Consider the following 23,497-nt stretch of genomic DNA (forward strand, 5'->3'; position numbering starts at 1 on the left):
TGCAAGAGGTTGCGACACGCTCGGTTGCATTGCCACGCAACACCGCGTCGGTTTTCTTGTGGAGCTAGCCTATTATCTTAAGTAGACGAAAAGGAGAAAAAGATGGCAAACAAAAAAATTCGTATCCGTTTGAAAGCTTACGAACACCGTACGCTTGACACAGCGGCTGCAAAAATCGTAGAATCAGCTACTCGTACAGGTGCACAAGTTGCGGGGCCAATCCCGCTTCCAACTGAACGTAGCCTCTACACAATCATTCGTGCGACTCACAAATATAAAGACTCTCGCGAACAATTTGAAATGCGTACACACAAACGTTTGATCGATATCGTTAACCCAACTCAAAAAACAGTTGATGCCTTGATGAAATTGGATCTTCCAAGTGGTGTAAACGTAGAAATCAAACTTTAATCTAAAATATAAAAGAGCAGAGGCTGGTGTTTCAATCTAATTGAACACGGGCTAAATTCGGTGTGAAAAAGATAAACTCCCTCGTGTCTGCTAGACACTGTGTCAGTTTCCTATTTTCACTTTGAGTTTGACGCCCTTTGTATCTTAGACTTGAGCATAAAAAACGCTCGTTAAAAACTTTTTGAATAAAAAATATAGAAAAGGAACTATTTTCTCATGACAAAAGGAATCTTAGGGAAAAAAGTGGGAATGACTCAAATCTTCACTGAAGCTGGCGAATTGATCCCTGTAACAGTTATTGAAGCAACTCCAAACGTTGTTCTTCAAGTTAAAACTGTTGAAACAGACGGATACAACGCTATCCAAGTTGGTTTTGGTGACAAACGCGAAGTATTGAGCAACAAACCTGCTAAAGGACATGTAGCGAAAGCTAACACGGCTCCTAAGCGCTTCATTCGTGAATTCAAAAACGTTGAAGGCTTGGAAGTTGGTGCTGAAATTACAGTTGAAACATTCGCAGCTGGAGATGTTGTTGATGTAACTGGTACTTCTAAAGGTAAAGGTTTCCAAGGTGTTATCAAACGCCACGGACAATCACGTGGACCAATGGCTCACGGTTCTCGTTACCACCGTCGTCCAGGTTCTATGGGACCTGTTGCACCTAACCGCGTATTCAAAGGTAAAAACCTTGCAGGACGTATGGGTGGCGACCGCGTAACAATTCAAAACCTTGAAGTTGTACAAGTTGTTCCAGAAAAGAACGTTATCCTTATCAAAGGTAACGTACCAGGTGCTAAGAAATCTCTTATCACTATCAAATCAGCAGTTAAAGCTGGTAAATAATAAGGAAAGGGGAATACAGTCAAAATGGCAAATGTAACATTATTCGACCAAACTGGTAAACAAGCGGGCGAAGTTGTTCTTAACGATGCAGTATTTGGTATCGAACCAAATGAATCAGTTGTGTTTGATGTAATCATCAGCCAACGCGCAAGCCTTCGTCAAGGAACTCACGCAGTTAAAAACCGCTCAGCTGTTTCAGGTGGCGGACGCAAACCATGGCGTCAAAAAGGAACTGGACGTGCTCGTCAAGGTTCTATCCGCTCTCCACAATGGCGTGGTGGTGGAATCGTCTTCGGACCAACTCCACGTAGCTATGCGTACAAACTTCCTCAAAAAGTTCGTCGCCTTGCGCTTAAATCTGTTTACTCAGAAAAAGTTGCTGAAAATAAATTTGTAGCCGTTGATTCTCTTGAATTTACAGCTCCAAAAACTGCTGAATTTGCAAAAGTTCTTGCAGCTTTGAGCATCGATTCTAAAGTCCTTGTTATTCTTGAAGAAGGAAACGAATTCGCAGCTCTCTCAGCTCGTAACCTTCCAAACGTGAAAGTTGCGACTGCCACAACTGCAAGTGTTCTTGACATCGCAAATAGTGACAAACTTCTTGTTACTCAAGCAGCTATCTCTAAAATCGAGGAGGTTCTTGCATAATGAATTTGTATGATGTTATCAAAAAACCTGTCATCACTGAAAGCTCAATGGCTCAACTTGAAGCAGGAAAATATGTATTTGAAGTTGACACTCGTGCACACAAACTTTTGATCAAGCAAGCTGTTGAAGCTGCTTTCGAAGGCGTTAAAGTTGCAAATGTTAACACAATCAACGTAAAACCAAAAGCTAAACGTGTTGGACGTTACACTGGTTTTACTAACAAAACTAAAAAAGCTATCATCACACTTACAGCTGATTCAAAAGCAATCGAGTTGTTTGCTGCTGAAGCTGAATAATCTAAGGAGGAAATATCGTGGGAATTCGTGTTTATAAACCAACAACAAACGGTCGCCGTAATATGACTTCTTTGGATTTCGCTGAAATCACAACAAGCACTCCTGAAAAATCATTGCTTGTTGCATTGAAGAGCAAGGCTGGTCGTAACAACAACGGTCGTATCACAGTTCGTCACCAAGGTGGTGGACACAAACGTTTCTACCGTTTGGTTGACTTCAAGCGTAACAAAGACAACGTTGAAGCAGTTGTTAAAACAATCGAGTACGATCCAAACCGTTCTGCAAACATCGCTCTTGTACACTACACTGACGGTGTGAAAGCGTACATCATCGCTCCAAAAGGTCTTGAAGTTGGTCAACGTATCGTTTCAGGTCCAGAAGCAGATATCAAAGTCGGAAACGCTCTTCCACTTGCTGACATCCCAGTTGGTACTTTGATCCACAACATCGAGTTGAAACCAGGTCGTGGTGGTGAATTGGTACGTGCTGCTGGAGCATCTGCTCAAGTATTGGGTCAAGAAGGTAAATACGTTCTTGTTCGTCTTCAATCAGGTGAAGTTCGTATGATTCTTGGAACTTGCCGTGCTACAGTTGGTGTTGTCGGAAACGAACAACATGGACTTGTAAACCTTGGTAAAGCAGGACGTAGCCGTTGGAAAGGTATCCGCCCAACAGTTCGTGGTTCTGTAATGAACCCTAACGATCACCCACACGGTGGTGGTGAAGGTAAAGCACCAGTTGGTCGTAAAGCACCATCTACTCCATGGGGCAAACCTGCTCTTGGTCTTAAAACTCGTAACAAGAAAGCGAAATCTGACAAACTTATCGTTCGTCGTCGCAACGAGAAATAATATTAAACTAGTCGCTTAAGTAACTAGTAAATCCGCCAGCTCGGTAGCGCTCCATGTGAGCGCAAGCCGCTGTGGTACAACATTTAAAGGAGAAAATATAAAAATGGGACGCAGTCTTAAAAAAGGACCTTTCGTCGATGAGCATTTGATGAAAAAAGTTGAAGCTCAAGCTAACGACGAAAAGAAAAAAGTTATTAAAACTTGGTCACGTCGTTCAACGATCTTCCCAAGTTTCATTGGTTACACTATTGCAGTTTATGACGGACGTAAACACGTACCTGTTTACATCCAAGAAGACATGGTAGGTCACAAGCTTGGTGAATTTGCACCAACTCGTACTTACAAAGGTCACGCTGCAGACGACAAGAAAACACGTAGAAAATAAGGAGAACATAAATGGCAGAAATTACTTCAGCTAAAGCAATGGCTCGTACAGTACGTGTTTCACCTCGTAAATCACGTCTTGTTCTTGATAACATCCGTGGTAAAAGCGTAGCCGATGCAATCGCAATCTTGACATTCACTCCAAACAAAGCTGCTGAAATCATCTTAAAAGTTTTGAACTCAGCTGTAGCTAACGCTGAAAACAACTTTGGTTTGGATAAAGCTAACTTGGTAGTCTCTGAAGCATTCGCAAACGAAGGACCAACTATGAAACGTTTCCGTCCACGTGCGAAAGGTTCAGCTTCACCAATCAACAAACGTACAGCTCACATCACTGTAGCTGTTGCAGAAAAATAAGGAGGTAAAATCGTGGGTCAAAAAGTACATCCAATTGGTATGCGTGTCGGCATCATCCGTGATTGGGATGCCAAATGGTATGCTGAAAAAGAATACGCGGATTACCTTCATGAAGATCTTGCAATCCGTAAATTCGTTCAAAAAGAACTTGCTGACGCAGCAGTTTCAACTATCGAAATCGAACGCGCAGTAAACAAAGTTAACGTTTCACTTCACACTGCTAAACCAGGTATGGTTATCGGTAAAGGTGGTGCTAACGTTGATGCACTCCGTGCAAAACTTAACAAATTGACTGGAAAACAAGTACACATCAACATCATCGAAATCAAACAACCTGATTTGGATGCTCACCTTGTAGGTGAAGGAATTGCTCGTCAATTGGAGCAACGTGTTGCTTTCCGTCGTGCACAAAAACAAGCAATCCAACGTGCAATGCGTGCTGGAGCTAAAGGAATTAAAACTCAAGTATCAGGTCGCTTGAACGGTGCAGATATCGCCCGTGCTGAAGGATACTCTGAAGGAACTGTTCCACTTCACACACTTCGTGCAGATATCGATTACGCTTGGGAAGAAGCAGATACTACATACGGTAAACTTGGTGTTAAAGTATGGATTTACCGTGGTGAAGTTCTTCCAGCTCGCAAAAACACTAAAGGAGGTAAATAACCAATGTTAGTACCTAAACGTGTTAAACACCGTCGTGAATTCCGTGGAAAAATGCGCGGTGAAGCAAAAGGTGGAAAAGAAGTAGCATTCGGTGAATACGGTCTTCAAGCTACAACTAGCCACTGGATCACTAACCGCCAAATCGAAGCTGCTCGTATCGCCATGACTCGTTACATGAAACGTGGTGGTAAAGTTTGGATTAAAATCTTCCCACACAAATCATACACTGCTAAAGCTATCGGTGTGCGTATGGGATCTGGTAAAGGGGCACCTGAAGGTTGGGTAGCACCAGTTAAACGTGGTAAAGTGATGTTCGAAATTGCTGGTGTATCTGAAGAGATCGCACGCGAAGCGCTTCGTCTTGCTAGCCACAAATTGCCAGTTAAATGTAAATTCGTAAAACGTGAAGCAGAATAAGGAGAAGGCATGAAACTTAATGAAGTAAAAGAATTTGTTAAAGAACTTCGTGGTCTTTCTCAAGAAGAACTCGCGAAGCGCGAAAACGAATTGAAAAAAGAATTGTTTGAACTTCGTTTCCAAGCTGCTACTGGTCAATTGGAACAAACAGCTCGCTTGAAAGAAGTTAAAAAACAAATCGCTCGTATCAAAACAGTTCAATCTGAAGCGAAATAATAGACTAGGGAAGGAGAAATTTCAATGGAACGCAATAATCGTAAAGTTCTTGTTGGACGTGTTGTATCTGACAAAATGGACAAGACAATCACAGTTGTAGTTGAAACAAAACGTAACCACCCAGTCTATGGTAAACGTATTAACTACTCTAAAAAATACAAAGCTCATGATGAAAACAATGTTGCCAAAGAAGGCGATATCGTACGTATCATGGAAACTCGTCCGCTTTCAGCTACAAAACGTTTCCGTCTTGTAGAAGTTGTTGAAGAAGCGGTCATCATCTAATCAAACCTGAAAGGAGAAAACTGAAATGATTCAAACAGAAACTCGTTTGAAAGTCGCAGACAACAGCGGTGCTCGCGAAATCTTGACTATCAAAGTTCTTGGTGGTTCAGGACGTAAATTTGCAAACATCGGTGATGTTATTGTGGCATCTGTAAAACAAGCTACTCCTGGTGGTGCGGTTAAAAAAGGTGACGTTGTTAAAGCAGTTATCGTTCGTACTAAATCAGGTGCTCGTCGTGCTGATGGTTCATACATCAAATTTGACGAAAACGCAGCAGTTATCATCCGTGAAGACAAAACTCCTCGCGGAACACGTATCTTTGGCCCAGTTGCACGTGAATTGCGTGAAGGTGGCTTCATGAAGATCGTGTCACTTGCTCCAGAAGTACTTTAATTGGTTGCTCAAAGAAAATTAAAACAAGTCTAGGAAGTAAAACGAAAGCATAACTTAAGTTAGGTGAGTTGAAACTGACGAAGGATTGCTTTGATTTTCGAAGAGCAAAAACAAACAAACTAGTCCCCTAGCTTCAAGCTAGGGTGCCCTTATGGGCGTAAGAAAAATCAAGGAGAAACCTAATGTTTGTAAAAAAAGGCGACAAAGTTCGCGTAATCGCTGGTAAAGATAAGGGAACAGAAGCTGTTGTCCTTACTGCCCTTCCAAAAGTAAACAAAGTTATCGTTGAAGGTGTTAACATCGTTAAGAAACACCAACGTCCAACTAACGAGCTTCCTCAAGGTGGTATCATCGAGAAAGAAGCAGCTATCCATGTATCAAACGTTCAAGTTTTGGACAAAAATGGTGTAGCTGGTCGTGTTGGTTACAAATTTGTAGACGGTAAAAAAGTTCGCTACAACAAAAAATCAGGCGAAGTGCTTGATTAATCACGAAGGAAAGGAGAAGTATAATGGCAAATCGTTTAAAAGAAAAATATCTTAATGAAGTAGTTCCTGCTTTGACAGAACAATTCAACTACTCATCAGTGATGGCTGTGCCTAAAGTAGATAAGATCGTTTTGAACATGGGTGTTGGTGAAGCTGTATCAAACGCTAAAAGCCTTGAAAAAGCTGCTGAAGAATTGGCACTTATCTCAGGTCAAAAACCACTTATCACTAAAGCTAAAAAATCAATCGCCGGCTTCCGTCTTCGTGAAGGTGTTGCGATCGGTGCAAAAGTTACCCTTCGTGGTGAACGGATGTACGAATTCTTGGATAAATTGGTTTCAGTTTCACTTCCACGTGTACGTGACTTCCACGGTGTTCCAACAAAATCATTTGATGGACGCGGAAACTATACACTTGGTGTGAAAGAACAATTGATTTTCCCAGAAATCAACTTCGATGACGTTGACAAAACTCGTGGTCTTGACATTGTTATCGTAACAACTGCTAACACTGACGAAGAGTCACGTGCATTGCTTACAGGCCTTGGAATGCCTTTTGCAAAATAATATAGGAGGTAAATCTAATGGCTAAAAAATCAATGGTAGCTAGAGAGGCTAAACGCCAAAAAATTGTTGACCGTTATGCTGAAAAACGTGCTGCATTAAAGGCAGCAGGGGACTATGAAGGTTTATCTAAATTACCTCGCAACGCCTCACCGACTCGTTTACATAATCGTTGTAGAGTTACGGGGCGCCCACATTCAGTTTACCGCAAATTTGGTCTGAGTCGTATCGCTTTTCGCGAACTTGCGCATAAAGGTCAAATTCCTGGTGTAACAAAAGCATCTTGGTAATTTAAGATATCAAGGGCGTCAAAACTCTAAGTGAAAATAGGAAACTTGACGAAGAAACTGAGGTTTCTAGGAAAGTTTATCTTTTTCACACAGAGTTTAGCCCGGGTTCAGTTGGGCTAGCCAATTTGAACACGAGCTACAGCTTTGGCAAAAAAAGACCAATTTTCTTTGGAGCATCGCTCCTGCATCAAATTGCCTATTTTTGCTCTTGCTGTTACGCTCTTTGTATCATGTATTAACTAGCAAGTGCAACTTGCAAACTACTAGTAAGAGGAGAAAAACAAAATGGTTATGACTGACCCAATCGCAGACTTCCTAACTCGTATTCGTAACGCTAACCAAGCTAAACACGAAGTACTTGAAGTACCTGCATCAAACATCAAAAAAGGGATTGCTGAAATCCTTAAACGCGAAGGTTTTGTAAAAAACGTTGAAATCATCGAAGATGACAAACAAGGCATCATCCGTGTATTTCTTAAATACGGACCAAACGGTGAAAAAGTTATCACTAACTTGAAACGTATTTCTAAACCAGGACTTCGTGTCTACAAAAAACGTGAAGACCTTCCAAAAGTTCTTAACGGACTTGGAATTGCTATCCTTTCAACTTCTGAAGGTTTGCTTACTGATAAAGAAGCACGCCAAAAGAATGTTGGTGGTGAGGTTATCGCTTACGTTTGGTAATATTTAGCTCCCAATTTCTTTGTGACTCTTCGTTATCGTCTCTTGCCTAACCCAAAGTTATGCCTGCGAGACGATGCCTAGATTCACTTTGAAATTGAAACCTAAATGTTCCTTTAAATCGAGAAATCGATTTAGCCCCGTGAAAACTGGCCGTTCTGGCCTGACAATTTAACAGGAGAAAATAAACATGTCACGTATTGGTAATAAAGTTATCGTGTTGCCTGCTGGTCTTGAAATCACTAACAATGACAACCTTGTAACTGTAAAAGGACCTAAAGGAGAACTTACTCGTGAGTTCTCAAAAGATATTGAAATCCGTGTGGAAGGTACTGAAGTAACTCTTCACCGTCCAAACGATTCAAAAGAAATGAAAACTATCCACGGAACTACTCGTGCCCTTTTGAACAACATGGTTGTTGGTGTATCAGAAGGATTCAAGAAAGAACTTGAAATGCGCGGGGTTGGTTACCGTGCACAACTTCAAGGATCTAAACTTGTTTTGGCTGTTGGTAAATCTCATCCAGACGAAGTTGAAGCTCCAGAAGGAATTACTTTTGAACTTCCAAACCCAACAACAATCGTTGTTAGCGGAATTTCAAAAGAAGTAGTTGGTCAAACAGCTGCTTACGTACGTAGCCTTCGTTCACCAGAACCATATAAAGGTAAAGGTATCCGTTACGTTGGTGAATTCGTTCGCCGTAAAGAAGGTAAAACAGGTAAATAATGTTGAGTGGTTGATTCTCAACCACCAACCTATTTTCCAACTTTGTGCATAGCACACGATTTAAAACTAAAGAGGTGAAAACTGTGATTTCAAAACCAGATAAAAACAAACTCCGCCAAAAACGCCACCGTCGCGTTCGCGGAAAACTCTCTGGAACTGCTGATCGCCCACGTTTGAACGTATTCCGTTCTAATACAGGCATCTACGCTCAAGTGATTGATGACGTAGCGGGTGTAACGCTCGCAAGTGCTTCAACTCTTGATAAAGAAGTTTCAAAAGGAACTAAAACTGAACAAGCTGTTGCTGTCGGTAAACTCGTTGCAGAACGTGCAAACGCTAAAGGTATTTCAGAAGTGGTGTTCGACCGCGGTGGATATCTATATCACGGACGTGTGAAAGCTTTGGCTGATGCAGCTCGTGAAAACGGATTGAAATTCTAATAGGAGGACACTAGAAAATGGCATTTAAAGACAATGCAGTTGAATTAGAAGAACGCGTAGTTGCTGTCAATCGTGTTACAAAAGTTGTTAAAGGTGGACGTCGTCTTCGTTTCGCAGCTCTTGTTGTTGTTGGTGACCACAACGGTCGCGTAGGATTTGGTACTGGTAAAGCTCAAGAAGTTCCAGAAGCAATCCGTAAAGCAGTAGATGATGCTAAGAAAAACTTGATCGAAGTTCCTATGGTTGGAACAACAATCCCACACGAAGTTCTTTCAGAATTCGGTGGAGCTAAAGTATTGTTGAAACCTGCTGTAGAAGGTTCTGGAGTTGCCGCTGGTGGTGCAGTTCGTGCCGTTGTGGAATTGGCAGGTGTGGCAGATATTACATCTAAATCACTTGGTTCTAACACTCCAATCAACATTGTTCGTGCAACTGTTGAAGGTTTGAAACAATTGAAACGCGCTGAAGAAGTTGCTGCCCTTCGTGGTATTTCAGTTTCTGATTTGGCATAAGAAAGGGGATAAAATGGCTCAAATTAAAATTACTTTGACTAAGTCTCCAATCGGACGCATTCCATCACAACGTAAAACTGTTGTAGCACTTGGACTTGGCAAATTGAACAGCTCTGTTATTAAAGAAGATAACGCTGCTATCCGTGGTATGATCACTGCAGTATCTCACTTGGTAACAGTTGAAGAAGTAAACTAATGAATTTTTAGGGGATGTGCACTATACCATCCCCTAAAACTAGATATAGTCATCTATGATGACGTCGTATAGGCGAGTTGATGGGGGAGACAACCTTTTCTCCCTTATCGGCGCTAGCATTTTACAAAAGAGGAGAAAATAAAAATGAAACTTCATGAATTGAAACCTGCAGAAGGTTCTCGTAAAGTACGTAACCGCGTTGGTCGTGGTACTTCATCAGGTAACGGTAAAACATCTGGTCGTGGTCAAAAAGGTCAAAAAGCTCGTAGCGGTGGCGGAGTTCGCCTTGGTTTTGAAGGTGGACAAACTCCATTGTTCCGTCGTCTTCCAAAACGTGGATTCACTAACATCAACGCTAAAGAATACGCAATTGTGAACCTTGACCAATTGAACGTCTTTGAAGATGGTGCTGAAGTAACTCCAGTTGTTCTTATCGAAGCAGGAATTGTTAAAGCTGAAAAGTCAGGTATTAAAATTCTTGGTAACGGTGAGTTGATTAAGAAATTGACTGTGAAAGCAGCTAAATTCTCTAAATCAGCTGAAGAAGCTATCACTGCTAAAGGTGGTTCAGTAGAAGTCATCTAAGAGAGGTGACCTATGTTTTTTAAATTATTAAGAGAAGCTCTTAAAGTCAAGCAGGTTCGATCAAAAATTTTATTTACAATTTTTATCGTTTTGGTCTTTCGTATCGGAACTAGCATTACAGTTCCTGGTGTGAATGCCAATAGCTTGAATGCTTTAAGTGGATTATCCTTCTTAAACATGTTGAGCTTGGTGTCGGGGAATGCCCTAAAAAACTTTTCGATTTTTGCCCTAGGAGTTAGTCCCTATATTACTGCTTCTATCGTTGTCCAACTCTTACAAATGGATATTTTACCGAAATTTGTAGAGTGGGGAAAACAAGGGGAAGTAGGTCGAAGAAAATTGAACCAAGCTACTCGTTATATTGCCCTTGGTCTAGCCTTTGTGCAATCTATCGGGATTACAGCTGGTTTTAATACCTTGGCTGGAGCTCAATTGATTAAAACTGCTTTAACTCCCCAAGTTTTTCTGACGATTGGTATCATCTTAACAGCTGGTAGTATGATTGTCACTTGGTTGGGAGAGCAAATTACAGATAAGGGATACGGAAATGGTGTTTCTATGATTATCTTTGCCGGGATTGTTGCCTCAATTCCAGAGATGATTCAGGGCATCTATGTGGACTACTTTGTGAACGTCCCAAGTAGCCGGATCACTTCATCTATCATTTTCGTAATCATTTTGATTATTACTGTATTGTTGATCATTTACTTTACAACTTATGTTCAACAAGCAGAATACAAAATTCCAATCCAATATACTAAGGTTGCACAAGGTGCTCCATCTAGCTCTTACCTTCCATTGAAGGTAAACCCTGCTGGAGTTATCCCTGTTATCTTTGCCAGTTCCATTACTGCAGCGCCTGCGGCGATTCTTCAGTTTTTGAGCGCCACAGGTCATGATTGGGCTTGGGTAAGGGTAGCACAAGAGATGTTGGCAACCACTTCTCCAACTGGTATTGCCATGTATGCTTTGTTGATTATTCTCTTTACATTCTTCTATACGTTTGTACAGATTAATCCTGAAAAAGCGGCAGAGAACCTACAAAAGAGCGGTGCCTATATCCATGGAGTTCGTCCTGGTAAAGGTACAGAAGAATATATGTCTAAACTTCTTCGTCGTCTTGCAACGGTTGGTTCCCTCTTCCTTGGTGTGATTTCCATTTTACCGATTGCAGCTAAAGATGTATTTGGTCTTTCTGATGTTGTTGCCTTTGGTGGAACAAGTCTCTTGATCATTATCTCTACAGGTATCGAAGGAATCAAGCAATTGGAGGGTTACCTATTGAAACGTAAGTATGTTGGTTTCATGGACAGAACAGAATAAAAGTATTTACTGATACTCTTCGAAAATCAAATTCAAACCACGTCAGCTTTATCTGCAACCTCAAAGNNAACCTGCGGCTAGCTTCCTAGTTTGCTCTTTGATTTTCATTGAGTATGAAGCAGTAAATGCTGAGGGAGTGGAGGTTTAAACTCTGACATTTGTAAGAGTTGGATCTCCCCTCTTCTATTTTGTTTTTAAATAGGGGTGAAAAGACTTTTTGCTTCTATTTAAAAATAAAATAAGGAGATCAAATCATGAATCTTTTGATTATGGGCTTACCTGGTGCAGGTAAGGGAACTCAAGCAGCAAAAATCGTAGAACAATTCCATGTTGCACATATCTCAACAGGTGATATGTTCCGCGCTGCAATGGCAAATCAAACTGAAATGGGTGTTCTTGCTAAGTCATATATTGACAAGGGTGAATTAGTTCCTGATGAAGTTACAAATGGAATCGTAAAAGAACGTCTTTCACAAGATGATATTAAAGAAACAGGATTCTTGTTGGATGGTTACCCACGTACAATCGAACAAGCTCATGCCTTGGACAAAACATTGGCTGAACTTGGCATTGAACTAGAAGGCGTCATCAATATTGAAGTGAATCCAGATAGCCTCTTGGAACGTTTGAGTGGTCGTATCATCCACCGCGTAACTGGAGAAACTTTCCACAAGGTCTTTAACCCACCAGTTGACTATAAAGAAGAAGATTACTACCAACGTGAAGATGATAAACCTGAGACAGTAAAACGTCGATTGGACGTTAATATTGCTCAAGGAGAACCAATCATTGCTCACTACCGTGCCAAAGGTTTGGTTCATGACATCGAAGGTAATCAAGATATCAATGATGTCTTCTCAGATATCGAAAAAGTATTGACAAATTTGAAATAAAGCGCTTTTCACACTTGCAAAAATCCGCTACAAATGTTATACTGAGATAGTCTGACTTATAATTGTTGTCTCTGTGTCTAGAGGCATCGAATCGAAATTTATGGAGGTGCTTTTGCGTGGCAAAAGACGATGTGATTGAAGTTGAAGGCAAAGTAGTTGATACAATGCCGAATGCAATGTTTACGGTTGAACTTGAAAATGGACATCAGATTTTAGCAACAGTTTCTGGTAAAATTCGTAAAAACTATATTCGTATTTTAGCGGGAGATCGTGTTACTGTCGAAATGAGTCCATATGACTTGACACGTGGACGTATCACTTACCGCTTTAAATAATCGAAAAACTTGGAGGGATAAGAAATGAAAGTAAGACCATCGGTCAAACCAATTTGCGAATACTGTAAAGTTATTCGTCGTAATGGTCGTGTTATGGTAATTTGCCCAGCAAATCCAAAACACAAACAACGTCAAGGATAAGATAGAAAGGAGAAAACATGGCTCGTATTGCTGGAGTTGACATTCCAAATGACAAACGCGTAGTAATCTCATTGACTTATGTTTATGGTATCGGACTTGCAACATCTAAGAAAATTTTGGCTGCTGCTGGAATCTCAGAAGATGTTCGTGTACGTGATCTTACATCAGATCAAGAAGATGCTATCCGTCGTGAAGTGGATGCAATCAAAGTTGAAGGTGACCTTCGTCGTGAAGTAAACTTGAACATCAAACGTTTGATGGAAATCGGTTCATACCGTGGTATCCGTCATCGTCGTGGACTTCCTGTCCGTGGACAAAACACTAAAAACAACGCTCGCACTCGTAAAGGTAAAGCTGTTGCGATTGCTGGTAAGAAAAAATAATATAGGAGGTAAAAGTCTTGGCTAAACCAACACGTAAACGTCGTGTGAAAAAGAATATCGAATCTGGTATTGCTCATATTCACGCTACATTTAATAACACTATTGTTATGATTACTGATGTGCATGGTAATGCAATTGCTTGGTCATCAGCTGGTGCTCTTGGTTTCAAAGGTTCTCGTAAATCTACACCATTCGCTGCTCAAATGGCTTCTGAAGCTGCTGCTAAATCTGCACAAGAACACGGTCTTAAATCAGTTGAAGTTACTGTAAAAGGTCCAGGTTCTGGTCGTGAGTCAGCTATTCGTGCGCTTGCTGCCGCTGGTCTTGAAGTAACAGCAATTCGTGATGTGACTCCAGTGCCACACAATGGTGCTCGTCCTCCAAAACGTCGCCGTGTATAATCATCGCATTACACTGCTTTTCGTTTAAGAGGGAGTAACTAAATGATCGAGTTTGAAAAACCAAATATAACAAAAATTGATGAAAATAAAGATTATGGCAAGTTTGTAATCGAACCACTTGAACGTGGCTACGGTACAACTCTTGGTAACTCTCTTCGTCGTGTACTTCTAGCTTCTCTACCAGGAGCAGCTGTGACATCTATCAATATTGATGGTGTGTTACATGAGTTTGACACAGTTCCAGGTGTTCGTGAAGACGTGATGCAAATCATTCTGAACATTAAAGGAATTGCAGTGAAATCGTACGTTGAAGACGAAAAAATCATCGAACTAGATGTTGAAGGCCCTGCTGAAGTAACAGCTGGTGACATTTTGACAGATAGCGATATTGAAATTGTAAATCCAGATCATTATCTCTTTACAATCGGTGAAGGTTCTTCTCTAAAAGCGACTATGACTGTTAACAGTGGTCGTGGATATGTACCTGCTGATGAAAATAAAAAAGATAATGCACCAGTTGGAACACTTGCTGTAGATTCTATTTATACACCAGTTACAAAAGTCAACTATCAAGTGGAACCTGCTCGTGTAGGTAGCAATGATGGATTTGACAAACTAACCCTTGAAATCTTGACAAATGGAACAATTATTCCAGAAGATGCTTTAGGGCTTTCAGCACGTATTTTGACAGAACATCTTGATTTGTTTACAAATCTTACTGAGATTGCTAAGTCAACTGAAGTGATGAAAGAAGCTGATACTGAATCTGACGATCGTATTTTGGATCGTACGATTGAGGAACTGGACTTGTCTGTGCGTTCATACAACTGTTTGAAACGTGCCGGTATCAATACTGTGCATGATTTGACAGAAAAATCTGAAGCAGAGATGATGAAAGTACGAAATCTTGGACGCAAGAGTTTGGAAGAAGTGAAACTCAAACTCATTGATTTGGGTCTTGGATTAAAAGATAAATAAAGGAGGAATACATGGCTTACCGTAAACTAGGACGCACTAGCTCACAACGTAAAGCAATGCTTCGCGATTTGACAACTGACCTTTTGATCAACGAATCAATCGTGACAACTGAAGCTCGTGCTAAAGAAATCCGTAAAACTGTTGAAAAAATGATTACTCTAGGTAAACGTGGTGATTTGCATGCACGTCGTCAGGCATCTGCTTTCGTACGTAATGAAATCGCATCTGAAAACTATGATGAAGCAACTGACAAGTACACTTCTACTACAGCACTTCAAAAATTGTTCTCAGAAATCGCACCTCGTTATGCTGAACGTAACGGTGGATACACTCGTATCCTTAAAACTGAACCACGTCGTGGTGATGCAGCGCCAATGGCGATCATCGAATTAGTATAAAATCATCAATTTTGTTGAGTGTTATGATGATGGAGTCTTGTGCTCTTAGTCTAGCTCTGGTCTACCGCTAGGATTTCGGTCCTAGCGGGAACACTCATCATAAGTTGGGATAGTAGACGCTTGTTTACGAAATTGTTTTTTTCTTAAGAACAACTTCGTAAGCAGGCGTTTTTGAGTATTTTCGTTAGAATTATGCTATACTAATTGAAAAGAATCCTGTTTAATGTTCAGGTTTCCTATTAAAAGAAGAATTGGAGTTTGCTTATGAAAGCGATTATAACTGTTGTTGGTAAAGATAAATCTGGAATTGTTGCAGGTGTTTCTAGTAAAATTGCAGAATTGGGTTTGAACATAGACGATATTTCTCAAACTGTTTTGGATGAATATTTTACGATGATGGCTGTCGTCTCTAGCGATGAAAAGCAAGATTTTACCTATCTTCGTAATGAATTTGAAGCTTTTGGGCAAACTTTGAATGTGAAAATCAATATTCAGAGTGCAGCGATTTTCGAAGCTATGTATAATATCTAGGAGGTTATCATGGATATTAGACAAGTTACTGAAACCATTGCTATGATTGAGGAGCAAAACTTCGATATCAGAACTATTACCATGGGGATTTCCCTTCTGGACTGTATCGATCCAGATATCAATCGTGCTGCAGAGAAAATTTATCGAAAGATTACGAGCAAGGCCGCTAATTTAGTGGCTGTTGGTGATGAAATTGCGGCTGAGTTGGGAATCCCTATCGTTAATAAGCGTGTATCGGTGACTCCTATTTCTCTGATTGGAGCAGCGACAGATGCGACGGACTACGTGGTTCTGGCAAAAGCGCTTGATAAGGCTGCGAAAGAGATTGGAGTGGACTTTATTGGTGGTTTCTCTGCCTTGGTACAAAAAGGTTATCAAAAGGGAGATGAGATTCTCATCAATTCTATTCCTCGTGCTTTGGCTGAAACGGACAAGGTATGCTCGTCAGTCAATATCGGCTCAACCAAGTCTGGTATCAATATGACGGCTGTCGCAGATATGGGACGTGTTATCAAGGAAACGGCAACTCTATCTGATATGGGGGCGGCTAAGTTGGTTGTATTCGCTAATGCTGTTGAGGACAATCCATTTATGGCGGGTGCCTTCCATGGTGTTGGGGAGGCAGATGTTATCATCAATGTCGGAGTTTCTGGTCCTGGTGTGGTGAAACGTGCCCTGGAAAAAGTTCGTGGAGAGAGCTTTGATGTAGTAGCAGAAACGGTCAAGAAGACTGCCTTTAAAATCACTCGGATCGGTCAATTGGTTGGTCAAATGGCCAGTGAGAGACTGGGTGTGGAGTTTGGTATTGTGGACTTGAGTTTGGCGCCAACTCCTGCGGTTGGAGATTCTGTTGCACGTGTCCTTGAAGAAATGGGGCTAGAAACAGTTGGTACGCATGGAACGACGGCTGCCTTGGCTCTCTTGAATGACCAAGTTAAAAAGGGTGGAGTGATGGCCTGCAACCAAGTCGGTGGTTTGTCTGGTGCCTTTATTCCTGTTTCCGAGGATGAGGGAATGATTGCTGCAGTGCAAAATGGCTCTCTTAATTTGGAAAAACTAGAAGCTATGACGGCTATCTGTTCTGTTGGTTTGGATATGATTGCCATCCCAGAAGATACACCTGTTGAAACCATTGCGGCTATGATTGCGGATGAGGCTGCAATTGGTGTCATTAACATGAAAACAACAGCTGTTCGTATCATTCCAAAAGGAAAAGAAGGCGATATGATTGAGTTTGGTGGCCTATTAGGAACTGCACCTGTTATGAAAGTCAATGGAGCTTCGTCTGTTGATTTCATCTCTCGTGGAGGACAAATCCCAGCACCAATTCATAGTTTTAAAAATTAAGAAAATAGGAGAAATTCATGAAAAAAGAAATGAAACATGCTTTAGTAGCTTTAGGACTGTCGACTTCACTAGTCCCAACTTTTGCTAGTCAAGTAGTTTATGCGCAAGAAAATGATATTGATTCTAGTAATGAGAGTTTTTACAAAACACGGGCAGATTTAAAGAGTGCAGTTAGAAATTATTCTGAACAAGTAAAGAAAAAAATATTAAAAGAAATTGATGATATTGATTGGTATACTGTACAATTTAAAGAGGTTGATGTTTTAAAACTCAAGAATGCCATAGTTAAAAAAATAGATGAGGTGATAGAGGAGAGAGAGGAAAATATAAATAGATTTTCAAAAAGAGATCATTACTATTCGTCTGACATAGAAGGAACTATTAATAGAATGAAAGGTGATATGCCTAACTCTTTAGAATATGTTTTTGATATTGCTAGAATAAAAAAATTTGACTTACTACTTCAGCAAGTAGAAAAAGATAGTAATTTATACTCATCTGTTGAGAAGGAAAAACTAATTAGCGATTTAAAAAGTTTTTACGGACCATTAACAGGCTGGTCGTTACCTCGGTCTCGTCATTTTGGCGATGATGAGCCATACAATGATAGTAACTTAACATTAAAAGAGTATGTTCAAAAATTATCAACTTTTTATAACAAAGTTGATAAATGGAGCCCTAGTTTAATTCCTACGGAAAAAAATATCAGAGAAATTAATGCTGTTGCTTTCATGGAGAAGACAGCCATTAGTAATGATGATACACTTTCAAAAGCAGATAAAGTTTCTATGTTTAGTAAGATTGATGATATAGTTGAAGAGGGGATACACAAAATCAGGAAAGAAGCAGGTCTTGTATATAAGGAAGAGACTGTAAGACACATGTTATCCCCTGAAGAGTTATCTGTCTTTACTAAGCGTATCGAAGATGTTTACCAAGGAAAAGCTAAGCCTAAGGTGACAAAAGAAGAGGCTATTCAAGCAGTTTCTACTGGAACTTCATCCTCAGTTTCAACTTCATCTCAAGCTATTATTACCTCTAATGGAGAGACTAAGAAAAATCATCAAGCAAGTAAGTGGTTTAAAGAGTCTGGCAAATGGTACTATAATGACCTTTCTGGCAATCTTGTAAGAAACCGTTGGGTAGGCCGTTATTATCTAAAATCAGATGCTTCAATGGCTGCAAGTGAATGGATTTATGATGAAGACTATAAGAGCTGGTTTTATGTAGATTCAACTGGTAGTTATGTGGAGAAAGCTTGGCAGGGAGAATACTACCTAAAACGTGGCGGTTACATGGCTAAGAGTGAGTGGGTATTTGATTCTCAGTATGATAGTTGGTATTATCTGAACCAAGATGGTAAGTACGCTCGTAATCAATGGATTAAAGACGGAGATAAGTGGTATTACTTGTTAGCTGATGGGAAATTGGCAAAAAATATGACCATTAACGGCTATAAAGTAAATGAAAAAGGTGAATGGGTATAATTTTTTAAGCTCTATTTAAGGTTAGCTGTGTATACTATAATCATTAAATAAAGACCTCCTAATATTATTTGAAACAGATAATACTGATTTAGTTTGAATTTGATTTTCATCTAATATCTTTATTTAATAGAACTCCTAAACTTTTTCATAATAATCTCCTGCAAAAGTCACCTGTCTGGGTGGCTTTTGTTTTATCATCCATGATATAATAGAAGCAAACGGAGGACGGAAAATGGTAAAAGTACGATTGTATTTGGTACGTCATGGCAAGACCATGTTTAACACGATTGGTCGCGCGCAAGGTTGGAGTGATACTCCCTTAACAGCTGAAGGTGAGCTAGGAATTCAAGAATTAGGAATCGGTTTGCGAGAATCTGGTCTACAGTTTGAGCGCGCTTATTCCAGTGATTCTGGTCGCACCATTCAGACTATGGGAATTATACTTGAGGAGCTTGGACTGCAAGGGAAAATCCCTTATCGCATGGACAAGCGTATCAGAGAATGGTGTTTTGGTAGCTTTGATGGAGCCTACGATGGCGATCTTTTCATGGGCATTATTCCTCGTATCTTTAATGTGGACCACGTTCACCAATTATCTTATGCGGAACTGGCTGAGGGCTTGGTAGAGGTTGATACAGCTGGTTGGGCTGAAGGATGGGAAAAACTCAGTGGTCGAATCAAGGAAGGTTTTGAAGCGATTGCCAAAGAAATGGAAGAACAAGGCGGGGGCAACGCCCTTGTCGTCAGCCATGGAATGACCATTGGAACCATTGTTTATCTGATCAATGGTATGCATCCGCATGGCCTCGATAATGGTAGCGTGACGATCCTTGAATATGAGAACGGCCAGTTTAGCGTAGAGGTTGTTGGTGACTGTAGTTACCGAGAGCTAGGATGGGAGAAGATGGAAGCGACCTCTATTTAATACTCTTCGAAAATCTCTTCAAACCGCGTCAACGTAGTCTTGTCGTAGATATGGTTACTGACNNCCTCAAAGCAGTGCTTTGAGTAACCTGAGGCTAGTTTCCTAGTTTACTCTTTGATTTTCATTTAGTATACTCAGTCTAGACTTGCTTGCCATGAACTAGGAATTTGATAGGAATATCAAGATAAGAAAAACAGCCGAGGGTAATCCTTTCGGCTGTTTTTGATGGGGGAAACTAAAGTGTAATGCTACTGCTTTTAGAGATTTTCATAAACAAGAGCAAGGAAGCTACTGTTAGAATAGTCAAGATAGTTGACAAGGCTGCGGCTACACCGTAATTTCCTCTGAGAACTTCTGTATAAATGGCTACAGTCATTGTTCTTGTTTTGACATTGTAGAGGAGGATAGAAGTAGAGAGTTCTGAAATCATTGTGACCCAAGATAAGATGGCTCCAGAAATAATACCAGATAGCATCATTGGAGTTGTAATCTTGGCAAAGGTATTGAGACGACTACTTCCTAAGCTTTCCGCGGCTTCTTCAATACTTGGGGCTATTTGTTGCAAACTAGCAACAGATGAGTGAATAGTATAAGGCAATCTTCTGACAGATAGGGACATAATCAAGATGAAAGCAGTTCCTGTAATCATAAGAAATCCACTTCCAAATAGGCCAGTATTGAAGGAAGAAATGAAGGCAATCCCTAGAACGGTTCCTGGTACAATATAAGGAACCATACTGAGGCTGTCAATTAAGTTTGTAAACAAATTCCGTTTTCTAACGGCTAGGTAGGAGATAAATGTTGCGAATAGGACAACTAGAACTAAGGCAATCAAAGGGATACGAATGGTATTGAAAATAGCAGAGCCCATACGATTGAAAGCCACCTTGTAACTGTTTAGAGAATAGCCTTTAACAAATACCATACCTGATGTTTTTAGGAAAGAGGTATAAATCAAGTAGATTTGAGGTAAAACAGAGATAAAGATAATTCCGTAGACTGTTGTATAAATGGCAGCCATTTTTCCTTTTGTAGTTTTTTTAGGCTCAATTGGATGGAGCGAATTCATGCTGAAACTGTAGCGGTTTGCAATGTGTTTTTGGATAAGGAAAATTGTCAAGGCAATGATAATCGCCATAATTGCTAGAGCAGATGCAAAAGCAGAATTTCCTCCAACCTCGCTAATAAATTGTGTATAAATCAGGACAGGGAAAGTTCGATATCCTTCACCAATTAACATAGGCGTTCCAAAGTCTGAGAATGCTCTCATAAATACAAGCAGGGCAGCAGCTAGTAAGGTTGGAACTAGGAGAGGTAAAACAACCGTTACGATACGCTTAAATCCGAAAGACCCCATGCTTTCAGCAGCTTCAAGTAGAGAATTGTCAATACTTTTCATTGTCCCAGCAACGTATAGAAATACCAGTGGGAATAGTTGCAGTGTAAAGACAAGTACAATTCCTTTGAATCCATAAATATCAATAGCTGGAAGATGAAGGGCATTTGTCAGGAATTTAGTGATGACCCCATTTCGTCCCAGCAAGAGAATCCAGGAGTAGGCTCCCACGAACGGAGCTGACATAGAAGCAATGATAATCAATATTTGTAGAAATTTCTTTCCCTTGAAATCATACATGGAAAAGAGATAAGCTAATAAGGTTCCTACGACTAAGGAAGTGACAGTAGCGGTAATAGAAACCTTGAAACTGTTGACGAGTGTCTCAGAGTAGTAGGCTTTGCTAAAGAAAGTGACAAAATTAGCTAGTGAAAATTGTCCTTCATGTATAAGTGCTTGCTTGAGCACGGTAACGATAGGATAAACGAGAAAGACAAGATAGGTAAGAAAGATGAAGAAAGAGGAGGCTGTCCAAATATTTAGTTTTTTACGTTCCATGGTTGACTCCTTTTATCAGGTTTTGCGAACCATCTGCAGAAAAGACGTTTAATTTTTGAGTATTGATTCGTAGACGAATACGATCGCCTTTTTGTAGATCTTCTTCAAAAGTTGATTCTTCGCTAACTTGAATTTTTGAGGCAAAGCCTGTCTCGATGAAGTATTCAGTATTCAGTCCAAGATAGACGCTATCGCTAATAGTTCCTTCAATATCTCCAGATTCATCTTTGATAAACTCTTCAGGACGAATACTTACATGAATGGCTTGCTCCTCAGCCTGATCAAGAGCTGGCATTCGAAGAGCATAGCCATCTGAAAAGACGATATAAGCACCGTCGCTCCGTTTTTCAAGAGTGGCAGGGATGATATTTGTGCGTCCGATAAAGGTTGCTACAAACTCATTAGCTGGTTTATGATAGAGTTCTTTTGGTCGGCCGATTTGTTGAATCACCCCATCTTTCATAACAGCAATTTGATCTGAAATAGCCATCGCTTCTTCTTGGTCGTGGGTTACATAAACGGTTGTAATTCCTACTTCGTGTTGGATTTCTCGAATGGCTTGACGCATATCCAAGCGAAGTTTGGCATCTAGGTTACTAAGTGGCTCGTCCATGAGGAGAACACTTGGATTAACCGCTAAGGCACGTGCCAAGGCGACACGTTGTTGTTGTCCACCACTGAGTTTATCGGGCTTCCGATCCGCATATTGAGCAATTTGCATGAGTTCAAGATACTTGTTGGTCTGTTGAATCAATTCTTCTTTTGGAACCTTCTTTTGCTTGAGACCAAAAGCGACATTATCTCGGACAGTCAAATGTGGGAAAATAGCGTAGTTTTGAAAAACCATGCCAATATTGCGTTTGCTGGGTTCCATATTATTGATTTTTGTATCATCGAAGTAAAATTCTCCACCTTCGATACTGTTGAAACCTGCAATCATACGAAGAAGGGTCGTTTTCCCACACCCTGAAGGCCCAAGAAGGGTAAAGAGACTTCCTTTTGGAATTGTAATGTTCAAATTCTCAATAACAGGGACATTGTGGTAGATTTTTTTGGCGTTAATAATTTTGATCTCACTCATAGTGAACCTCTTTTACTGTTTAGATTGGATATCTGTAAAGACTTCGTTGTATTTCTTAACAATATCTGATTTATTCTTGATGACATAATCATAATCTTCAGTGAGTGTTTTGATTTTGTCAATTGGTTTCATATTTTCACTTGTTTTAGCATTTTTACGAACAGGACGGTTAGTAGTGGTTGTACCAAGTGTATCTTGTACTTCTTGAGAGATGATGAAATCGATAAATTTCTTGGCATTTTCCATGTTCTTAGCTTTTTTAACGATAGCAGCACTAGCAGGTAGGAAGACTGTTCCTTCTTTTGGATAGACAACTTTGATGTTAGCTCCGTCATTTAAGAGTTTAACAGCTGGATCTTCATAAGAGAGACCAACAGCCATTTCTCCATCAGCGACTGCTTTATAGACACCAGATGAACTTGAACCGATTTTACCATCAATAAGTGTGAAGAGATCTTTTACATAAGACCAAGCCTTATCATCTTTGTAACCACCTTGAGCTTGTAGCATATTTGTTAATTGAGCAAAGGCGCTAGAAGAGTTTGCTGGGTCAGCAGTTGCGATTTTTCCTTTTAGTTCAGGTTTGAGAAGGTCGCTATATCCTTCGATGTTCATGCCTTTAGTTAAATCAGGGTTGACGATTAAAACACTACCATCTAGTGTATAAGGAGTAGAGTAACCAGTTGTGTTTTGATATTCTTTGATAACATTATCATTTTCTTTTGAAGTATAGTTTTCAAAGAGTTCTCCGTGGGTAGCATATTGTGTATAAGAACCACCAAAGATGACATCAGCTACAGGAGCTTCTTTTTCTGACTCTAGTTTTTTGAAAAGTTCTCCAGTACCAGCTTGAATCAGTTCTACTTTGATACCATATTTTTCTTCAAAGGCAGGAATAGTTGCTCCAATTAAGCCCTCTGAGTTTGGTGAATAAACGACTAGCGAACCGCCGTCTCCTTTATCAGATGAACCGCCATCGGCAGATTCATTAGAAGAACAAGCAGTAAGACCAAAAAGAGCTAGTCCGCAAGCAGCATAATACATCCATTTCTTTTTCATGATGGATACCTCCGTTGTGTTATTTAAGTTTATTTTAAAACAGTGTAAGCGTTTTTAAAACCGACAATTCT

Annotated in this window: 36 protein-coding genes; 33 read left to right on the forward strand and 3 right to left on the reverse strand. The window is 40.2% G+C overall.

Annotation, left to right across the window (positions count from 1 at the left end):
• Positions 1–102: 102 nt before the first annotated feature.
• The 33 genes from rpsJ (at position 103) to HT715_RS04650 (ending at position 19,392) form a co-directional block, all read left to right on the forward strand.
• Positions 103–411: a 30S ribosomal protein S10 gene (gene rpsJ, locus HT715_RS04490; RefSeq protein ID WP_001284513.1), complete on the forward strand. Its 309-nt coding sequence runs from the start codon at positions 103–105 to the stop codon at positions 409–411.
• Between the two features lie 216 nt (positions 412–627).
• Positions 628–1,254 carry a 50S ribosomal protein L3 gene (rplC, locus tag HT715_RS04495; protein ID WP_000160201.1) on the forward strand — a complete coding sequence of 209 codons (627 nt, stop codon included), beginning with the start codon at positions 628–630 and terminating at the stop codon, positions 1,252–1,254.
• Between the two features lie 24 nt (positions 1,255–1,278).
• Positions 1,279–1,902 (forward strand): 50S ribosomal protein L4, encoded by a 624-nt coding sequence (rplD, locus tag HT715_RS04500; RefSeq protein ID WP_000024552.1) that lies wholly within the window; start codon positions 1,279–1,281, stop codon positions 1,900–1,902.
• Complete coding sequence (locus HT715_RS04505) at positions 1,902–2,198, forward strand: 50S ribosomal protein L23 (RefSeq protein WP_001055347.1); 297 nt, start codon at positions 1,902–1,904, stop codon at positions 2,196–2,198. The genes rplD and HT715_RS04505 overlap by 1 nt, the downstream gene beginning before the upstream one ends.
• A gap of 17 nt (positions 2,199–2,215) precedes the next feature.
• On the forward strand, positions 2,216–3,049 hold the full coding sequence (gene rplB, locus HT715_RS04510; RefSeq protein WP_138706681.1) for a 50S ribosomal protein L2: 834 nt from the start codon (positions 2,216–2,218) through the stop codon (positions 3,047–3,049).
• 103 nt (positions 3,050–3,152) lie between these two features.
• On the forward strand, positions 3,153–3,434 hold the full coding sequence (gene rpsS, locus HT715_RS04515) for a 30S ribosomal protein S19 (protein ID WP_000533766.1): 282 nt from the start codon (positions 3,153–3,155) through the stop codon (positions 3,432–3,434).
• 11 nt (positions 3,435–3,445) lie between these two features.
• Complete coding sequence (gene rplV / locus HT715_RS04520; protein WP_000818137.1) at positions 3,446–3,790, forward strand: 50S ribosomal protein L22; 345 nt, start codon at positions 3,446–3,448, stop codon at positions 3,788–3,790.
• Positions 3,791–3,802: 12 nt separating this feature from the next.
• Positions 3,803–4,456 (forward strand): 30S ribosomal protein S3, encoded by a 654-nt coding sequence (gene rpsC / locus HT715_RS04525; RefSeq protein WP_000529936.1) that lies wholly within the window; start codon positions 3,803–3,805, stop codon positions 4,454–4,456.
• A 3-nt stretch (positions 4,457–4,459) separates the two neighbouring features.
• Positions 4,460–4,873, forward strand: coding sequence for a 50S ribosomal protein L16 (gene rplP / locus HT715_RS04530; RefSeq protein ID WP_000960946.1), 414 nt, complete (start codon positions 4,460–4,462; stop codon positions 4,871–4,873).
• Positions 4,874–4,882: 9 nt separating this feature from the next.
• Positions 4,883–5,089 carry a 50S ribosomal protein L29 gene (rpmC, locus tag HT715_RS04535; protein ID WP_000772918.1) on the forward strand — a complete coding sequence of 69 codons (207 nt, stop codon included), beginning with the start codon at positions 4,883–4,885 and terminating at the stop codon, positions 5,087–5,089.
• Positions 5,090–5,113: 24 nt separating this feature from the next.
• Entirely contained in the window at positions 5,114–5,374 is a 261-nt protein-coding gene (rpsQ, locus tag HT715_RS04540) for a 30S ribosomal protein S17 (RefSeq protein WP_000440801.1), read from the forward strand.
• A 25-nt stretch (positions 5,375–5,399) separates the two neighbouring features.
• Positions 5,400–5,768, forward strand: a complete 369-nt coding sequence (rplN, locus tag HT715_RS04545; protein WP_000616545.1) for a 50S ribosomal protein L14 — start codon at positions 5,400–5,402, stop codon at positions 5,766–5,768.
• 182 nt (positions 5,769–5,950) lie between these two features.
• Positions 5,951–6,256 carry a 50S ribosomal protein L24 gene (gene rplX, locus HT715_RS04550; protein WP_000497691.1) on the forward strand — a complete coding sequence of 102 codons (306 nt, stop codon included), beginning with the start codon at positions 5,951–5,953 and terminating at the stop codon, positions 6,254–6,256.
• A 23-nt stretch (positions 6,257–6,279) separates the two neighbouring features.
• The gene (rplE, locus tag HT715_RS04555) at positions 6,280–6,822 is read left to right on the forward strand and encodes a 50S ribosomal protein L5 (protein WP_000013542.1); all 543 of its coding nucleotides are present in this window, start codon (positions 6,280–6,282) and stop codon (positions 6,820–6,822) included.
• A gap of 17 nt (positions 6,823–6,839) precedes the next feature.
• Entirely contained in the window at positions 6,840–7,109 is a 270-nt protein-coding gene (gene rpsN, locus HT715_RS04560; RefSeq protein WP_001085703.1) for a 30S ribosomal protein S14, read from the forward strand.
• A 285-nt stretch (positions 7,110–7,394) separates the two neighbouring features.
• Positions 7,395–7,793, forward strand: a complete 399-nt coding sequence (rpsH, locus tag HT715_RS04565; RefSeq protein ID WP_000245503.1) for a 30S ribosomal protein S8 — start codon at positions 7,395–7,397, stop codon at positions 7,791–7,793.
• A 187-nt stretch (positions 7,794–7,980) separates the two neighbouring features.
• Entirely contained in the window at positions 7,981–8,517 is a 537-nt protein-coding gene (rplF, locus tag HT715_RS04570) for a 50S ribosomal protein L6 (RefSeq protein ID WP_138706680.1), read from the forward strand.
• An 83-nt stretch (positions 8,518–8,600) separates the two neighbouring features.
• Entirely contained in the window at positions 8,601–8,957 is a 357-nt protein-coding gene (gene rplR, locus HT715_RS04575) for a 50S ribosomal protein L18 (protein WP_000624044.1), read from the forward strand.
• 17 nt (positions 8,958–8,974) lie between these two features.
• Entirely contained in the window at positions 8,975–9,469 is a 495-nt protein-coding gene (rpsE, locus tag HT715_RS04580; protein WP_000874202.1) for a 30S ribosomal protein S5, read from the forward strand.
• 13 nt (positions 9,470–9,482) lie between these two features.
• Entirely contained in the window at positions 9,483–9,665 is a 183-nt protein-coding gene (gene rpmD, locus HT715_RS04585; protein ID WP_000057241.1) for a 50S ribosomal protein L30, read from the forward strand.
• Between the two features lie 144 nt (positions 9,666–9,809).
• Complete coding sequence (gene rplO / locus HT715_RS04590; RefSeq protein WP_000766086.1) at positions 9,810–10,250, forward strand: 50S ribosomal protein L15; 441 nt, start codon at positions 9,810–9,812, stop codon at positions 10,248–10,250.
• A 12-nt stretch (positions 10,251–10,262) separates the two neighbouring features.
• Positions 10,263–11,573: a preprotein translocase subunit SecY gene (gene secY, locus HT715_RS04595; RefSeq protein ID WP_000465393.1), complete on the forward strand. Its 1,311-nt coding sequence runs from the start codon at positions 10,263–10,265 to the stop codon at positions 11,571–11,573.
• 254 nt (positions 11,574–11,827) lie between these two features.
• The gene (locus tag HT715_RS04600) at positions 11,828–12,466 is read left to right on the forward strand and encodes an adenylate kinase (protein ID WP_001050436.1); all 639 of its coding nucleotides are present in this window, start codon (positions 11,828–11,830) and stop codon (positions 12,464–12,466) included.
• A gap of 116 nt (positions 12,467–12,582) precedes the next feature.
• Positions 12,583–12,801 (forward strand): translation initiation factor IF-1, encoded by a 219-nt coding sequence (infA, locus tag HT715_RS04605; protein ID WP_001029883.1) that lies wholly within the window; start codon positions 12,583–12,585, stop codon positions 12,799–12,801.
• Between the two features lie 24 nt (positions 12,802–12,825).
• Entirely contained in the window at positions 12,826–12,942 is a 117-nt protein-coding gene (gene rpmJ / locus HT715_RS04610) for a 50S ribosomal protein L36 (protein WP_001808836.1), read from the forward strand.
• A gap of 17 nt (positions 12,943–12,959) precedes the next feature.
• Positions 12,960–13,325 (forward strand): 30S ribosomal protein S13, encoded by a 366-nt coding sequence (gene rpsM, locus HT715_RS04615; RefSeq protein WP_000090781.1) that lies wholly within the window; start codon positions 12,960–12,962, stop codon positions 13,323–13,325.
• A 17-nt stretch (positions 13,326–13,342) separates the two neighbouring features.
• Positions 13,343–13,726, forward strand: a complete 384-nt coding sequence (rpsK, locus tag HT715_RS04620; RefSeq protein WP_001118385.1) for a 30S ribosomal protein S11 — start codon at positions 13,343–13,345, stop codon at positions 13,724–13,726.
• Positions 13,727–13,768: 42 nt separating this feature from the next.
• A complete protein-coding gene (locus HT715_RS04625) occupies positions 13,769–14,704 on the forward strand; it encodes a DNA-directed RNA polymerase subunit alpha (protein WP_000568988.1) in 936 nt (311 codons plus the stop codon).
• An 11-nt stretch (positions 14,705–14,715) separates the two neighbouring features.
• Positions 14,716–15,102, forward strand: coding sequence for a 50S ribosomal protein L17 (gene rplQ, locus HT715_RS04630; RefSeq protein ID WP_138706678.1), 387 nt, complete (start codon positions 14,716–14,718; stop codon positions 15,100–15,102).
• A 264-nt stretch (positions 15,103–15,366) separates the two neighbouring features.
• Positions 15,367–15,633 (forward strand): ACT domain-containing protein, encoded by a 267-nt coding sequence (locus HT715_RS04635; RefSeq protein ID WP_031233450.1) that lies wholly within the window; start codon positions 15,367–15,369, stop codon positions 15,631–15,633.
• Positions 15,634–15,642: 9 nt separating this feature from the next.
• On the forward strand, positions 15,643–16,980 hold the full coding sequence (locus HT715_RS04640; RefSeq protein WP_023935585.1) for a PFL family protein: 1,338 nt from the start codon (positions 15,643–15,645) through the stop codon (positions 16,978–16,980).
• A gap of 17 nt (positions 16,981–16,997) precedes the next feature.
• Positions 16,998–18,467, forward strand: coding sequence for an N-acetylmuramoyl-L-alanine amidase family protein (locus HT715_RS04645; RefSeq protein ID WP_050207597.1), 1,470 nt, complete (start codon positions 16,998–17,000; stop codon positions 18,465–18,467).
• 232 nt (positions 18,468–18,699) lie between these two features.
• Positions 18,700–19,392, forward strand: coding sequence for a histidine phosphatase family protein (locus HT715_RS04650; RefSeq protein ID WP_000241534.1), 693 nt, complete (start codon positions 18,700–18,702; stop codon positions 19,390–19,392).
• 235 nt (positions 19,393–19,627) lie between these two features.
• Here the strand turns inward: HT715_RS04650 and HT715_RS04655 are convergent, their stop codons facing one another.
• From HT715_RS04655 to HT715_RS04665, 3 genes are read right to left on the reverse strand one after another with little or no spacing between them, the layout of a single operon-like run.
• A complete protein-coding gene (locus tag HT715_RS04655; RefSeq protein ID WP_172922842.1) occupies positions 19,628–21,286 on the reverse strand; it encodes an iron ABC transporter permease in 1,659 nt (552 codons plus the stop codon).
• Positions 21,276–22,367 carry an ABC transporter ATP-binding protein gene (locus HT715_RS04660; protein WP_023935591.1) on the reverse strand — a complete coding sequence of 364 codons (1,092 nt, stop codon included), beginning with the start codon at positions 22,365–22,367 and terminating at the stop codon, positions 21,276–21,278. The genes HT715_RS04655 and HT715_RS04660 overlap by 11 nt, the downstream gene beginning before the upstream one ends.
• Before the next feature lie 12 nt (positions 22,368–22,379).
• Positions 22,380–23,426, reverse strand: a complete 1,047-nt coding sequence (locus tag HT715_RS04665) for an ABC transporter substrate-binding protein (protein ID WP_023935593.1) — start codon at positions 23,424–23,426, stop codon at positions 22,380–22,382.
• Between the last annotated feature and the right edge of the window lie 71 nt (positions 23,427–23,497).

The sequence above is a fragment of the Streptococcus sp. 4155 genome (genome assembly GCF_013276695.1).
GTDB lineage: Bacteria > Bacillota > Bacilli > Lactobacillales > Streptococcaceae > Streptococcus > Streptococcus pseudopneumoniae.

Excerpts from the sequence above, each read along its gene's own strand:
- rpsJ (WP_001284513.1), top strand. The coding sequence starts at position 103 with ATGGCAAACAAAAAAATTCGTATCCGTTTGAAAGCTTACGAACACCGT.
- rplC (WP_000160201.1), top strand. The coding sequence starts at position 628 with ATGACAAAAGGAATCTTAGGGAAAAAAGTGGGAATGACTCAAATCTTC.
- rplD (WP_000024552.1), top strand. The coding sequence starts at position 1,279 with ATGGCAAATGTAACATTATTCGACCAAACTGGTAAACAAGCGGGCGAA.
- HT715_RS04505 (WP_001055347.1), top strand. The coding sequence starts at position 1,902 with ATGAATTTGTATGATGTTATCAAAAAACCTGTCATCACTGAAAGCTCA.
- rpsS (WP_000533766.1), top strand. The coding sequence starts at position 3,153 with ATGGGACGCAGTCTTAAAAAAGGACCTTTCGTCGATGAGCATTTGATG.
- rplV (WP_000818137.1), top strand. The coding sequence starts at position 3,446 with ATGGCAGAAATTACTTCAGCTAAAGCAATGGCTCGTACAGTACGTGTT.
- rplP (WP_000960946.1), top strand. The coding sequence starts at position 4,460 with ATGTTAGTACCTAAACGTGTTAAACACCGTCGTGAATTCCGTGGAAAA.
- rpmC (WP_000772918.1), top strand. The coding sequence starts at position 4,883 with ATGAAACTTAATGAAGTAAAAGAATTTGTTAAAGAACTTCGTGGTCTT.
- rpsQ (WP_000440801.1), top strand. The coding sequence starts at position 5,114 with ATGGAACGCAATAATCGTAAAGTTCTTGTTGGACGTGTTGTATCTGAC.
- rplN (WP_000616545.1), top strand. The coding sequence starts at position 5,400 with ATGATTCAAACAGAAACTCGTTTGAAAGTCGCAGACAACAGCGGTGCT.
- rplX (WP_000497691.1), top strand. The coding sequence starts at position 5,951 with ATGTTTGTAAAAAAAGGCGACAAAGTTCGCGTAATCGCTGGTAAAGAT.
- rplE (WP_000013542.1), top strand. The coding sequence starts at position 6,280 with ATGGCAAATCGTTTAAAAGAAAAATATCTTAATGAAGTAGTTCCTGCT.
- rpsN (WP_001085703.1), top strand. The coding sequence starts at position 6,840 with ATGGCTAAAAAATCAATGGTAGCTAGAGAGGCTAAACGCCAAAAAATT.
- rpsH (WP_000245503.1), top strand. The coding sequence starts at position 7,395 with ATGGTTATGACTGACCCAATCGCAGACTTCCTAACTCGTATTCGTAAC.
- rplF (WP_138706680.1), top strand. The coding sequence starts at position 7,981 with ATGTCACGTATTGGTAATAAAGTTATCGTGTTGCCTGCTGGTCTTGAA.
- rpsE (WP_000874202.1), top strand. The coding sequence starts at position 8,975 with ATGGCATTTAAAGACAATGCAGTTGAATTAGAAGAACGCGTAGTTGCT.
- rpmD (WP_000057241.1), top strand. The coding sequence starts at position 9,483 with ATGGCTCAAATTAAAATTACTTTGACTAAGTCTCCAATCGGACGCATT.
- rplO (WP_000766086.1), top strand. The coding sequence starts at position 9,810 with ATGAAACTTCATGAATTGAAACCTGCAGAAGGTTCTCGTAAAGTACGT.
- secY (WP_000465393.1), top strand. The coding sequence starts at position 10,263 with ATGTTTTTTAAATTATTAAGAGAAGCTCTTAAAGTCAAGCAGGTTCGA.
- HT715_RS04600 (WP_001050436.1), top strand. The coding sequence starts at position 11,828 with ATGAATCTTTTGATTATGGGCTTACCTGGTGCAGGTAAGGGAACTCAA.
- rpmJ (WP_001808836.1), top strand. The coding sequence starts at position 12,826 with ATGAAAGTAAGACCATCGGTCAAACCAATTTGCGAATACTGTAAAGTT.
- rpsM (WP_000090781.1), top strand. The coding sequence starts at position 12,960 with ATGGCTCGTATTGCTGGAGTTGACATTCCAAATGACAAACGCGTAGTA.
- HT715_RS04625 (WP_000568988.1), top strand. The coding sequence starts at position 13,769 with ATGATCGAGTTTGAAAAACCAAATATAACAAAAATTGATGAAAATAAA.
- rplQ (WP_138706678.1), top strand. The coding sequence starts at position 14,716 with ATGGCTTACCGTAAACTAGGACGCACTAGCTCACAACGTAAAGCAATG.
- HT715_RS04635 (WP_031233450.1), top strand. The coding sequence starts at position 15,367 with ATGAAAGCGATTATAACTGTTGTTGGTAAAGATAAATCTGGAATTGTT.
- HT715_RS04640 (WP_023935585.1), top strand. The coding sequence starts at position 15,643 with ATGGATATTAGACAAGTTACTGAAACCATTGCTATGATTGAGGAGCAA.
- HT715_RS04645 (WP_050207597.1), top strand. The coding sequence starts at position 16,998 with ATGAAAAAAGAAATGAAACATGCTTTAGTAGCTTTAGGACTGTCGACT.
- HT715_RS04650 (WP_000241534.1), top strand. The coding sequence starts at position 18,700 with ATGGTAAAAGTACGATTGTATTTGGTACGTCATGGCAAGACCATGTTT.
- HT715_RS04655 (WP_172922842.1), bottom strand. The coding sequence starts at position 21,286 with ATGGAACGTAAAAAACTAAATATTTGGACAGCCTCCTCTTTCTTCATC.
- HT715_RS04660 (WP_023935591.1), bottom strand. The coding sequence starts at position 22,367 with ATGAGTGAGATCAAAATTATTAACGCCAAAAAAATCTACCACAATGTC.
- HT715_RS04665 (WP_023935593.1), bottom strand. The coding sequence starts at position 23,426 with ATGAAAAAGAAATGGATGTATTATGCTGCTTGCGGACTAGCTCTTTTT.